The organism is Streptomyces sp. NBC_01190 (assembly GCF_045039895.1).
Classification (GTDB): Bacteria; Actinomycetota; Actinomycetes; order Streptomycetales; family Streptomycetaceae; genus Actinacidiphila.
In genome coordinates, this window is the sequence record NZ_CP108580.1 from 1,836,817 (window position 1) to 1,849,692 (window position 12,876).

Annotated in this window: 9 protein-coding genes; all 9 read right to left on the reverse strand. The window is 72.9% G+C overall.

Annotated features, from left to right (window positions below):
- A complete protein-coding gene (gene ftsZ, locus OG519_RS07830) occupies positions 1-1,209 on the reverse strand; it encodes a cell division protein FtsZ (protein ID WP_405580431.1) in 1,209 nt (402 codons plus the stop codon).
- A 259-nt stretch (positions 1,210-1,468) separates the two neighbouring features.
- Complete coding sequence (locus tag OG519_RS07835) at positions 1,469-2,305, reverse strand: cell division protein FtsQ/DivIB (RefSeq protein WP_405580433.1); 837 nt, start codon at positions 2,303-2,305, stop codon at positions 1,469-1,471.
- 39 nt (positions 2,306-2,344) lie between these two features.
- Positions 2,345-3,439 (reverse strand): undecaprenyldiphospho-muramoylpentapeptide beta-N-acetylglucosaminyltransferase, encoded by a 1,095-nt coding sequence (gene murG, locus OG519_RS07840; RefSeq protein ID WP_405592551.1) that lies wholly within the window; start codon positions 3,437-3,439, stop codon positions 2,345-2,347.
- Between the two features lie 6 nt (positions 3,440-3,445).
- A complete protein-coding gene (gene ftsW / locus OG519_RS07845; protein WP_405592553.1) occupies positions 3,446-4,732 on the reverse strand; it encodes a putative lipid II flippase FtsW in 1,287 nt (428 codons plus the stop codon).
- 443 nt (positions 4,733-5,175) lie between these two features.
- A complete protein-coding gene (murD, locus tag OG519_RS07850; RefSeq protein ID WP_405580436.1) occupies positions 5,176-6,606 on the reverse strand; it encodes a UDP-N-acetylmuramoyl-L-alanine--D-glutamate ligase in 1,431 nt (476 codons plus the stop codon).
- On the reverse strand, positions 6,603-7,667 hold the full coding sequence (mraY, locus tag OG519_RS07855) for a phospho-N-acetylmuramoyl-pentapeptide-transferase (RefSeq protein ID WP_405580439.1): 1,065 nt from the start codon (positions 7,665-7,667) through the stop codon (positions 6,603-6,605). The genes murD and mraY overlap by 4 nt, the downstream gene beginning before the upstream one ends.
- Positions 7,664-9,124: a UDP-N-acetylmuramoyl-tripeptide--D-alanyl-D-alanine ligase gene (gene murF, locus OG519_RS07860; RefSeq protein WP_405580442.1), complete on the reverse strand. Its 1,461-nt coding sequence runs from the start codon at positions 9,122-9,124 to the stop codon at positions 7,664-7,666. Before murF ends, mraY begins: the two co-directional genes overlap by 4 nt.
- Positions 9,121-10,680 (reverse strand): UDP-N-acetylmuramoyl-L-alanyl-D-glutamate--2,6-diaminopimelate ligase, encoded by a 1,560-nt coding sequence (locus tag OG519_RS07865; protein WP_405580444.1) that lies wholly within the window; start codon positions 10,678-10,680, stop codon positions 9,121-9,123. The genes murF and OG519_RS07865 overlap by 4 nt, the downstream gene beginning before the upstream one ends.
- A 155-nt stretch (positions 10,681-10,835) precedes the next feature.
- Positions 10,836-12,869: a peptidoglycan D,D-transpeptidase FtsI family protein gene (locus OG519_RS07870; protein ID WP_405580447.1), complete on the reverse strand. Its 2,034-nt coding sequence runs from the start codon at positions 12,867-12,869 to the stop codon at positions 10,836-10,838.
- Positions 12,870-12,876 lie beyond the last annotated feature (7 nt).

A 12,876-nucleotide genomic window follows, 5' to 3' on the forward strand; every position in this document is an offset into this window, starting at 1 on the left:
TCACTTCAGGAAGTCCGGCACGTCGAGTTCCTCGGCGGCCGTCTCCTGGTAGGGGCGGGCCGGCGGCACATGCGGGTGTACCGGGGGCGCGGGGGCTTCCGCGACCGGTTCCCGCTCCGGCTCGGCCGGGGCCGGCAGGCTGCCGATCCCGTCGAAGGCCGGGGCGGGGCGCGGGCTGTCGGCCTGCGCGTTGCCGCTCGGCGTCTCGTCGCGCGCCGGGTAGGGGTTGAGCACCCGGTCGCGGGAGCCCTTCGGCGGCGGCTGGCCGCCGTCGAAGCCGGCCGCGATCACGGTGACCCGGACCTCGTCGCCGAGCGCGTCGTCGATGACCGCGCCGAAGATGATGTTGGCCTCGGGGTGCGCGGCCTCGCTGACCAGTTGGGCGGCTTCGTTGATCTCGAAGAGACCGAGGTCGGAGCCGCCGGAGATGGAGAGCAGCACACCGCGGGCGCCGTCGATCGACGCCTCCAGGAGCGGCGAGGAGATCGCCATCTCCGCGGCGGCCACCGCGCGGTCGTCGCCCCGGGCCGAGCCGATGCCCATCAGCGCGGAGCCGGCCTCGGACATCACCGACTTCACATCGGCGAAGTCCAGGTTGATCAGACCGGGGGTGGTGATCAGATCGGTGATGCCCTGGACACCGGAGAGCAGCACCTGGTCGGCGGAGCGGAAGGCGTCGAGCACGCTGACCTGGCGGTCCGAGATGGAGAGCAGCCGGTCGTTGGGGATGACGATCAGCGTGTCGACGTTTTCCCGCAGTCCGGCGATGCCGTCCTCGGCCTGGTTGGCGCGGCGACGGCCCTCGAAGGTGAAGGGGCGGGTGACCACACCGATGGTCAGGGCACCCAGCGAGCGGGCGATGTTGGCGACCACGGGGGCGCCACCGGTACCGGTGCCGCCGCCCTCGCCCGCGGTGACGAAGACCATGTCGGCGCCCTTGAGCACCTCTTCGATCTCCTCGCGGTGGTCTTCGGCGGCCTTGCGGCCGACATCGGGGTTGGCGCCCGCGCCGAGGCCACGGGTCAGTTCACGGCCGACGTCGAGTTTGACGTCGGCGTCGCTCATCAGGAGGGCCTGTGCATCGGTGTTGATCGCGATGAACTCGACGCCCTTGAGACCGACCTCGATCATCCGGTTGATGGCGTTGACACCACCGCCGCCGATGCCGACGACCTTGATGACTGCGAGGTAGTTCTGGGGTGCTGCCACGTCGAAGCCCTCTCGCCTCGATTACGAATCGTGTGGGACGGTCGGTGGCTCGCCGGTGCCGTTCTCAACCCTGACCGTAAGGTTTAGGGTTACCAGTATGCCTGTCCCACGTGTTCTCTTGGGACAGGACACTAAGTCGACAAGCAGTGACGGTTCAACGAACACGCCGAACCTACCGTTTTTCTTTTCACCCTATGTGATCACGCGGTAGGCCCTGGAGCCAGGGTCGCACACCTTGCGGCCCCGGACGGACCGTATGTCAACTCCCCGACGCGGCAGGGGCGGTGGGCGCGCTGACATCGAAGTGCGTGGCGTGCGGCTCGGCCTTCATCAGCGCGGTGAGCACGGCCGACTTCAACGCGCCCTGCTGAGCGCTCCCCCACACCACCGAACGCCCCCGGCTGAGCTCGACGGTGACACCGTCGTAGGAACGCACCCGGATGGCGGTCGCCTGACCGTGCAGCGCCCGGGGGAGGTCGCCGGCGACCGCAATCGCCGACTGGAGCAGGCGCGTTGTGCCGAAATGCCGCAGGCTCGCGGAGGGCGCCGGCGCCAGTCGCACCAGCGGCACCCCGGCCGGGGCCCGGTCGACGGTGGCGAAACGCACCCCGCCCCGGTCGACTTCGGTGAACCGGCCGCCGCTCGCCAGTACGGCGGCCGGTTCCCGCTCGGTCACCTGGACGGAGACGGTGTGCGGCCAGGAGAGCGCCACGTCCGCGGTCGCGAGCCGCGGCAGTGCCGTGAGCAGCCGTTGACGTACGGCGCCGGTGTCGACCGAGGCGAGCGCGCCGCCGAGCGGTACGGCGGCGGCCCGCTCGATCTGGGCCCGCGTCAATTCACGGGCCCCGCCGACCGAGACGCCGGTGGCACGGAACAACGGGGAACCGTAGACCGCCCAGGTGCCGCCGCCGATCAGCACGGTGAGGGCGGCCAGCCCGATCAGCAGGGTCCGCCGCCGCGGTGGGCGCCGCACCCCGCGGATCCGGCCGGCCGCGGCGGTGTCCGCACCCGCGCCGGCCCCGCTCGATCCGGCGCTCGATCCGGCGCTCGATCCGGTCCTCGCGCCGGTCGTCGATCCGGTCCCCGATCCGGTCACGTGGACCTCCCGTGTGTTGACGCCCTCGCGGCCACGGTCCTATCGTGCCCGCCCCGCGGCCACCGCCTCGTACACCATGCCGACGAGGAGGTCGTCCGCGTCGCGGCGGCCGAACTCGGCGGCGGCGCGGGACATGTCGTAGAGCCGGTGCGGATCGGTGAGTACGGGCAGCACATGGCTGAGCACCCAGTCCGGGGTCAGCTCGGCGTCGTCCACCAGCAGACCGCCGCCGGCCTTGACCACCGGCTGCGCGTTGAGCCGCTGTTCGCCGTTGCCGATGGGCAGCGGCACATAGGCGGCGGGCAGCCCGACGGCGGAGAGTTCGGCGACCGTCATGGCGCCGGCCCGGCAGAGCATCATGTCTGCGGCGGCGTACGCCAGATCCATCCGGTCGAGGTACGGCACCGGGCGGTACGGCGGCATGCCGGGCATGTTGTCGGACTGCGGCAGTTCGTTCTTCGGGCCGACCGCGTGCAGGATCTGCACACCGGACTGCTGGAGCCGCGGCGCGACCGCGGTGATCACCTCGTTGAGCCGCCGGGCGCCCTGGGAGCCGCCGGAGACCAGCAGGGTGGGCAGGTTCTGGTCGAGGCCGAGGGCGTGCCGGGCCTCGGGGCGGACGGCGCCCCGGTCCAGGGTTGCGATGCTGCGGCGCAGCGGGATGCCGATGTAGCGGGCGTCGCGCAGCTTGCTGTCCGGGGTGGAGACGGCGACCGCGTGGGCGTAGCGGGAGCCGATCTTGTTCGCCAGGCCCGGGCGGGCGTTGGCCTCGTGCACCACGATCGGCACCCCGAGGCGCTTGGCCGCCAGATAGCCGGGCAGCGCCACGTAACCGCCGAAGCCCACCACGCAGTCGGCCTTGGTGCGTTCCAGGATCTGCTCGGCGGCCTTGATGGTGCCGCGCAGCCGGCCCGGCACGGTGATCAGTTCCGGGGTGGGCCTGCGGGGCAGCGGTACGGCGGGGATCAGGGCGAGTTCATAGCCGCGTTCGGGCACCAGCCTGGTCTCCAGGCCCTTCTCGGTGCCGAGCGCGGTGATCCCCGTGGTCGGGTCCTGCCTGCGCAGGGCATCGGCGAGCGCGAGCGCCGGCTCGATGTGGCCGGCGGTCCCCCCGCCGGCGAGTACGACATGCACCGTCATTCACCGCTCTCCGGACAGCCGCCGTCTGGCGCGCCGTCGCATCGTCCGTCTGACTGCCCCGGTCAGGGGGTTGTTGTGCCCCCGCACGGCCAGCGCGGCTCGCGCCCCGGGCTCGTTCCTGGCGAAGGAGATGAGCAGCCCGATCGCGAACATGGTCGGCAGGATGGCCGAACCTCCGTAGGAGAACAGCGGGAGCGGGACCCCGGCGATCGGCAGCAGGCCGAGCACCGCACCGATGTTGATCACGGCCTGGACGGTGATCCAGGTGGTCACACCCCCCGCTGCGAACCTGACGAAGGGGTCCTCCGTACGGCTGGCCACGCGGATACCCGCGTAGCCTAGTGCCGCGAAGAGGGCCACCACCGACAGTGTGCCCGCCAGGCCCAGTTCCTCGCCGGTCACGGCGAAGATGAAGTCGGTGTGGGGCTCGGGGAGTTCACCCCATTTCTCCACACTCGCGCCGAGACCGGAGCCGAACCAGCCACCGGACGCGAGCGCGTAGATGCCGTGCACGGCCTGCCAGCAGCCGTGGTCGGGGTCGGTGGCGCCGATGCAGCGCAGCCGTCCCATCCGGTTGGGGCTGGTGGCGATCGCCAGGGCGGCCAGCGCCAGGGCGCCGGCCAGCACTCCGGTGAAGAGCCGGGTGGGGGCGCCGGCCAGCCAGAGCATGCCGAAGAGGACGGCGGTGAGGATCATGGCGGTGCCCATGTCGCCGCCGAGCATGATCAGGCCGAGCAGCAGGACGGCGACCGGGACCAGCGGGACCAGCAGGTGCTTCCACTGGACCAGCAGGTTCTTGTCGTTCTTCCGCGCCAGCAGGTCGGCACCCCACAGGGCGAGCGCCAGTTTGCCGAACTCGCTCGGCTGGAGCTGGAAGGGGCCGCCGATGGAGATCCAGTTGGTGTTGCCGTTGACCGTCTGCCCTATCCCCGGCACCTGCACCAGGCACATCAGGAACACGGCGCCGAGCAGCAGCGGGTAGGCCAGCGCCCGGTGGAAGCGGATGCCCATCCGGGCCGCGAACCAGAGCAGCACCGCGCCGATGGCGACGGCGAGGAGCTGCTTGCGGAAGTAGAAGGTGGACGGCAGTCCGTACTGGAGGGCGAGGACCTGCGAGGCCGAGTAGACCATCACCAGTCCGAGGACGGTGATCAGCAGTCCGGCGCCGAGGATGACGTAGTAGGCGGTGAGCGGCCGGTCCCAGGCGGCGCGCAGCCGGGCCGGCAGTCGGGCGGCGCCGCGCAGCGCGCTCGGCCCGCCGGTCCTGGGCGCGGGCCGCAGCGGCAGCCGGGCGCCGCGGGACCGGTTGGCGGCGGGGGCGGCGGCGCGCGGTTCGCCGCGCGGAGCGACCGCGCGCGGTTCGCCGCGGGAAGTGACGGCGGGACGCGGGCGCGGTTCCGCGGTTCGGCGTGCGGCGGCGCTTCCCGCCGCCCCGCCGCGGGCGGCCTCCGCCGGCGGCCGGCGGGGGACGCGGCGCTCGCCGCCGCGCGGGGTGGGGCGGTCGGCCGTCACGCGCCCACCCCCGCCGCGAGGGCGCCGGTCGGGCGGGCTCCAGGCGGGCCGGCGAAGTGCCCGGGAACGGCGAAGAGCCCGGAACAGGCTGAGAGCCCGGGTGCGGCGGGGGCCGGCGCGGTGGCACCGCCGTACCGCGCCACGGCCGTCGAACGGTCTGCCGTCATTGCGTCCCCTCCATCGGCGCGCCGCGCCGGCGCACCGCGCGGGAGTGCCGGCTAGGACTGGTCCGCGGCGTCCGGCAGGGCCCGGACCGCCGCGGCGAACAGCTCCCCGCGCTGGTTGTAGTTGGCGAACATGTCCATCGAGGCGCAGGCCGGGGCCAGCAGCACGGTGTCGCCCGGCCGGGCCAGCTCCCGGGCCGCGTCGACGATGGCGGACATCGCCCCAGTGTCGGTCCGGTCCAGCTCGACCACCGGCACTTGCGGGGCGTGTCGCGTCAGGGCTTCGCGGATCAGCGCCCGGTCCGCGCCGAAGAGCACCACCGCGCGCAGCCGGTCGGCGGCGCGGGCGGCGAGTTCGTCGAACGTGGCGCCCTTGGCGAGGCCGCCGGCCAGCCAGACGATGGACTCGTAGGAGGCCAGCGAGGCCGCCGCGGCGTGGGTGTTGGTGGCCTTGGAGTCGTCGACCCAGGTCACGTCGGCCACCGTGGCGACCTCGGCGATCCGGTGGGCGTCGGGCTTGAAGGCGCGCAGGCCCTCGCGGACGGCGGCCGGTTCGACCCCGTAGGCGCGGGCGAGCGCAGCCGCGGCCAGCGCGTTGGCGAGGTTGTGCGGCGCCGACGGCTGGACGTCGGCGGTCGCGGCCAGCTCCTGGGCGGTGCCCTGCCGGTCGGGGACAAAGGCGCGGTCCACCAACAGGCCCTCGACCAGGCCGAGTTCCGAGGGACGTGGGGCTTGCAGGGTGAAGCCGACCGCCCGGCAGCCCTCTTCCACGTCGGCCTCGCGGACCAGCCGTTCGGTCTCCGGCTCGGCCGTGTTGTAGACGCAGGCGACCTGGTTGCCCTGGTAGACCCGGCCCTTGGCGGCGGCGTACGCCGCCATGGAGCCGTGCCAGTCGAGGTGGTCGGGCGCCAGGTTGAGCACGGCGGCGGAGTGCGGGCGGATGCTGGGCGCCCAGTGGAGCTGGTAGCTGGACAGTTCGACGGCGAGCACGTCGTACCGCTGCTCGCCGAGGACCGCGTCCAGCAGGGAGACCCCGATGTTGCCGACGGCGGCGGTCCGCAGCCCGGCCGCGCCGAGGATGGCGGCGAGCATCCGGGTGGTGGTGGTCTTGCCGTTGGTGCCGGTGACCGCGAGCCAGGGCGCCGCGCCCGGGCCGCGCAGCCGCCAGGCGAGTTCCACATCGCCCCAGATCTCGATGTGCCGCTCGGCGGCGGCGGCGAACAGCGGGGTGGCCGGCTTCCAGCCGGGACTGGTGACGACGAGCTCGGTACCGCCCGGCAACTCCGCTGCGGCGTCACCGAGGCGTACGGCGATGCCGAGTGCCTCCAGTTCGGCCGCCTCGGCCCACTGCTTGTCGCCCGCGGTGGCGTTGACCACCGTGACCTGGGCGCCGAGGGTGTGCAGCGCCTTGGCGGCGGGCACTCCGGACACGCCGAGGCCGGCCACCGTGACCGCGGCGCCCTTGAGCTCGTCGGCGGCCGTCATGAGGCGGCGACCCAGGCGGCGTAGAAGATGCCGAGGCCGACGGCCATGCACATGCCCTGGATGATCCAGAACCGGACCACGACCAGGACCTCGCTCCAGCCCTTGAGCTCGAAGTGGTGCTGGAGCGGTGCCATCCGGAAGACCCGCTTGCCGGTGAGCCGGAAGGAGCCGACCTGGATGATCACCGACATGGTGATGAGGACGAAGAGGCCGCCGAGGATGGCGAGCAGCAGCTCGGTGCGGGAGCAGATCGCCAGTCCGGCGAGCGCGCCGCCGAGCGCCAGTGAGCCGGTGTCGCCCATGAAGATCTTGGCCGGTGAGGTGTTCCACCACAGGAAGCCGAAGAGGGCGCCGGTCAGGCCGGCCGCCACCACCGCGAGATCGAGCGGGTCGCGCACCTCGTAACAGGCTCCGTTGGCGCTCACCGGCGCGCCGCACCACTGCCCGTACTGCCAGACACCGATGATCGTGTAGGCGGCGAAGACCATCACCGAGGCGCCGGTGGCCAGGCCGTCCAGGCCGTCGGTGAGGTTCACCCCGTTGGACATGGCCAGGATCATGAAGAGCGCCCAGATCACGAAGATCACCGGGCCGATCGACCAGCCGAAGTCGGTGGTGAAGGAGAGCTTGGTGGAGGCCGGACTCTGGCCCCGCGAGTCGTGGAAGTTGAGCGCCAGCACGGCGAAGGCGATGCCGACGATGAGCTGCCCGGCCATCTTGGCCTTGGCCCGCAAGCCGAGGCTGCGCTGCTTGACGATCTTGATGTAGTCGTCGAGGAAGCCGACCAGGCCGAGCCCGGCGGTGAGGAAGAGCACCAGCACGCCGGACATCGTCGGCTTGTCGCCGGTGATCAGCTTGGTGACCGCGTAGGCGATCACGGTGGCCAGGATGAAGGCGATACCGCCCATGGTGGGGGTGCCGCGCTTGCTGTGGTGGCCCTTCGGGCCGTCGTCCCGGATCATCTGCCCGTAGCCCTTGCGGGCCAGCAGGCGGATCAGCAGCGGTGTGCCGATCAGTGAGAGGAAGAGCCCGAGAACGCCGGAGACGAGGATCTGCTTCATCGCGCGGCACCCTCGCGACCCTCGCGGCCACCGAAGCCGCCCGGATCACCGGACACCGCCCCGGCCAGCGCCAAGGCGACGGATTCGAGGCCCACCGACCTCGATGCCTTCACCAGCACGACATCGCCCGGGCGCACCTCGCTGCGCAACAGGTCGATCGCCGCCTTCGCGTCGGACACGTGCACCGACTCCTCACCCCACGAACCCTCGTTATAGGCGCCCATTTGCAGCCAGGCGGCTTCGGTACCGCCCACGGCCACGAGCTTGCTGACGTTGAGCCGAACGGCCAGTCGCCCCACCGCGTCGTGCTCGGTGAGCGCGTGCTCGCCGAGTTCGGCCATCGCGCCGAGCACCGCCCACGTACGGCCCCCCCGAGCCTGAGCGGGCCTGCCCATCGCGGCCAGTGCGCGCAGAGCAGCCTTCATGGATTCGGGGTTCGCGTTGTAGGCGTCGTTGATGACCGTCACGCCGTCGGGCCGCTCGGTGACCTCCATCCGCCAGTGCGAGAGCGAACCGGCCGAGGAGAGCGCAGCGGCGATCTCCCCGACAGGCATGCCGAGTTCACAGGCGACGGCGGCCGCGGCGAGCGCGTTCGACACGTGATGCTCACCGTACAGGCGCAAGGTCACGTCGGCGCACCCGGTGGGGGTGCGCAGGCTGAAGATCGGCTGTCCCCGGTCGCTGAGCCGGACATTCTCGGCGCGGACCTCGGCCCGCTCGCTCTCCCCGAAGAGCACCACCCGGGCCCTGGTACGGGTGCGCATCGCGCTGACCAGGGGATCGTCGGCGTTGAGCACCGCGATCCCGCCGTCGGCGGCGGCGGGCAGCGCCTCGACCAGTTCTCCCTTGGCCTGGGCGATCTGCTCCCGGCCGCCGAACTCCCCGATGTGCGCGGAGCCGACATTGAGCACCAGCCCGATCCGCGGCGGGGTCAGGCCGGTCAGATAGCGGATGTGGCCGGGGCCGCGGGCGCCCATCTCCAGCACCAGGTTCCTGGTGTGCTCGTCGGCGGTGAGCGCGGTGAGCGGCAGCCCGATCTCGTTGTTGAGGGAACCGGGCGTCCACACGGTGGGCGCGACCTTGTCCAGGAGCTGGGCGATGAGGTCCTTGGTGCTGGTCTTGCCCGCGGAACCGGTCAGGGCCACCACGGTCACGCCGAGCCGCCCGATGACATGGCGGGCGAGCGCGCCGAGGGCGGCCTGGACGTCGTCGACCACGATGGCGGGCACGCCGACCGGGCGGGCGGCCAGCACGGCGACCGCGCCGTCGGCGATCACCTGGGCGGCGTAGTCGTGCCCGTCCACCCGCTCGCCGGCGAACGCCACGAAGAGCGAGCCGGGCAGCACCTCGCGGGAGTCCTTCACCACGGGTCCGGTGACGGTCAGGTCACTGTCCGGTATGTCGTACGTCTTCCCGCCGACCGCGCGTGCGATCTCGGCGAGGGTAAGGGGGATCACGGTTGGCTCCGGTCCTTCTCGATCGCGGCGCGCAGCACCTCGCGGTCGTCGAAGGGGCGTACCTCTCCGGCGATGTCCTGGCCCTGCTCATGGCCCTTGCCGGCCACCAGCACGATGTCGCCGGGTCGCGCCCGGGCGACGGCGGTGGCGATGGCGGCGGCCCGGTCGGGCTCGACGACGACATGCCCGCGCTGCTCCGCCGGGACGCCCACGGCTCCGGCCAGCATCGCGGCCACAATGGCCAGCGGGTCCTCCGAGCGGGGGTTGTCCGAGGTCAGTACGGCGGTGTCGGCCAGCCGGGCGACGGCCGCGCCCATCGGCCCGCGCTTGGTCTGGTCCCGGTCCCCGCCGCAGCCGAGCACCGCGTGGATCCGGCCGTCGGTGGTGGCGCGCAGCGCCCGCAGGACGGACTCCACCGCGTCGGTCTTGTGCGCGTAGTCCACCACCGCGAGGTAGGGCTGGCCGGCGTCCACCCGCTCCAGCCGGCCCGGCACGCCGGGCACCCGGGCGACACCGTCGGCGGCCGCCTGCGGGTCGAGGCCGGCGGCGGCCAGCGCGGCGATCGCGGCCAGGGTGTTGGCGACGTTGAAGGGTCCGGGCAGCGGCGCCACCGCGCTGACCCGCTCGCCCTTGGGCCCGAGCACGGTGAAGCGGCTGTCGTGCAGTCCGGCGCTGATGTCCTCGGCCCGCCAGTCCGCGTCGAGCCGGCCCTCGGCCGAGTAGGTGATCAGCGGGACGCCGGCCTCGGCGACCAGCCGGCGGCCCCACGCGTCGTCGGCGTTGACCACGCCGAGGCGGCTGTGGGCGGGGGTGAAGAGCCGCGCCTTGGCCTGGAAGTAGTCCTCCATGCCGGAGTGGAACTCCATGTGCTCCGGGCTGAGGTTGTTGAAGACGGCCACGTCGAAGACCGCGCCGTCCACCCGGCCGAGGACCAGGGCGTGGCTGGAGACCTCCATCACCACCGATTCGACGCCGCGCTCGCGCATCACCGCGAACAGCGCCTGGAGGTCGGTGGCCTCCGGGGTGGTCCGCTCGCTCTTGAGGCGCTGGTCGCCGATCCGGGTCTCCACGGTGCCGATGAGGCCGGTGGCGCCCTCCCGGGTGGCTCGCAGGCCGCCTTCCACCAGGTACGAGGTGGTGGTCTTGCCGGAGGTGCCGGTGATGCCGATCCGCAGCATGGCCTCGCCCGGCTCGTCGTAGACGGCGGCCGCCAGGCCGCCCAGCACGGCCCGTGGGTCGGCCACGATCAGCGTCGGCAATCCCGCGGCGGCGGCGCGCTCGGCGCCCGCCGGGTCGGTGAGCACGGCGGCGGCGCCGGCCTCGGCGGCCTGCGCGGCGAAGTCCGCGCCGTGGAAACGGGCGCCGGGCAGGGCCGCGTAGAGGTCGCCGGGGCGCACCGCGCGCGAGTCATGGGTGATGCCGGTGATCATGGCGGGCCGGTCCGGCGCCTGGGCGCCGAGCCGGCCGGCGAGACCCGCGAGCGGTTTGGGGCGTACGCGCGTCGGGCGCGGCGCGCCCGGTGGCTGGGTGAGGGTGGACTGATCAGCTGTGGGCACGGCGGTGAGGTTACCGGGCGGGCCGGGGTGCGGGCCAAAAGGGGCCGGTGGGCGGCGGCGCGGGTCGCGGTCTCGGGCGGCCGCGGCTCCCGGCCGGCCGGGCCGCGCGCCGGAGCGCGCTCCGGGCCCCGAGCCGGGAGGCCGGCCGCCCATGGTCACTGCCCCTGGGCGGTGGTCGCGGACGTGGTGGCGGACGTGGACGTGGACGTGGCGGCGGACGCGGTAGTGGCCGACGGCCGGCCGGGGTCGAAGTCGATCGGCAGGTTCGGGGCGGGTTTTCCGGACGGGGGCACGTCAAGGCTCTTCAGCGCGAACTCCATCACCTGCTGGAAGACCGGACCGCAGATCGAGCCGCCGAAGTAGCTGCCCTGGGTCGGGTTCTGGATGACGCAGGACACGGTGACCCGGGGGTCGTCGGCGGGCGCGAAGCCGAGGAAGGACGAGGTGTAGCCCTTGTAGCGGCCGGTCTTGGGGTCCACCCGGTTGGCCGTACCGGTCTTGCCCGCCACCCGGTAGCCGTCGATCCGGGCGTTGATGCCGGTGCCCTGCTCGTTGCCGACCACCGACTCCAGCATCTGCGAGAGCGTCTTGGCGGTCCCCGCGCTCACCACCCGGGTCCGCTGCGGCGGGTCGGCGGTCACGAAGCGGCCGTCGGGCCCGGTGATGCCGCGGATCAGCGAGGGTTCGACCCGGACCCCGCCGTTGGCGATGGTCGAGTAGACCGACGTCGCCTGGAGCGCGTTGACCGACAGGCCCTGGCCGAAGGGGATGGTGTACTGCTGGGAGGCGTTCCAGTCCTGCGGCTTGGCGAGGATGCCGGGCGTCTCGCCGGGGAAGCCGATCCCGGTCGGCTGGCCGATGCCGAACTTCCGCAGGTACGAGTAGAGGACCTGGTTGGCCTGCGGCTGGGTCGCGCCCAGGTGCTGGCTGGCCAGGATGGTGCCGATGTTGCTCGACTTGGCCAGCACCCCGTTGAGGGTCAGGTACCAGGTGCCGTGGTCCACGTCGTCGTGGAAGACCCGGTCGGCGCGCGGCAGGGTGCCGGGCACGGTGACCTGCGTGGTGGGGGTGGCGGTGCCGGTGTCCAGTATGGCCGCCATCGACATCAGTTTGCTGACGCTGCCGGGTTCGTAGGCGTCCTGCATGGCGGCGTTGCCGAGCGCCGACGCGTTGGCGTGGGCGAGGTCGCCGGGGTCGAAGCCGGGCGCGTCGGCCATGGCCAGCACCTGGCCGCTGCGGGAGTCCTGCACGATGACGTAGCCGCGGTCGGCCCTGGACTTCTGCACCTGGGCGGTGATGGCGCTCTGCGCGGCCCACTGGATGTCCCGGTCCAGCGTCAGTTCCACGGTGGAGCCGGGCACGGCGGGCTGCTCCTGGCTGCCGGCGGTGGGGACCTGGCGGCCGTTGGACTGGGCGTAGCGGATCTTGCCGTTGGTGCCGGCGAGCTGCTGGTTGAGCATGGACTCGATGCCGCCCGCGCCCTGGCCCTCGGCGTTGACGAAGCCGATGACACCGGCCGCGAGGTCGCCGGCCGGGTAGACGCGTTTGGTGTGCGGCTCGTCGAAGATGCCGGCCATGACGTCCGCGCCCTCGTGCTCCTCGGCCTTGTCGGCGAAGGCGGACTTGAGGTCCTTGATCTGGTTCCAGACCTGCGGCGGCTGTTCGCGGGCGATGACCTGGTAGCGCGATCCCGGGGTGGCGAGCCGGCGGGCGATCGTGGCCGCGTCGCCGCCGACGATCGGCGCGAGGAGCTGCGCCGCCTGCTGCGGGGCGTCCTTCACCTTGGTCTGCGCGTAGGTGAAGAGGTACGGGTCCGCGGTGATGTCGAAGGCGTCCACGGTGGTGGCCAGATCGACCCCGGAGCGGTCGGTGATGGTGCCCCGGTCGGCGATCAGCTCATGGGTGACCCAGCGGTTGACGGCGGCCTTGGCGGCGTAGCTGGACGCGTCCACGGCCTGGACCTGGAGCAGGCGGACGACGAAGGCGGCCATCACCAGGGTGAGCGCCACCCCGACCATCCGCAGCCGGGGCCGCGGCCTGCCGAGCCGGACCAGCTTCGGCCCGGCGGGGACGCGGGGGCGGGGCGCCCTGGGCGTTCCGCTCGGCCGCCGCGCCGGGCCGCCGGCGGCCGGGCGGGGTCCGGGGCGGCGGCGGGGGGCTTCGTCGCGGGGGCGGCGCGGATCGGTCACCGTGGGG

Coding starts and splice junctions, on each gene's coding strand:
- murD (WP_405580436.1), bottom strand. CDS start 6,606: ATGACGGCCGCCGACGAGCTCAAGGGCGCCGCGGTCACGGTGGCCGGC.
- mraY (WP_405580439.1), bottom strand. CDS start 7,667: ATGAAGCAGATCCTCGTCTCCGGCGTTCTCGGGCTCTTCCTCTCACTG.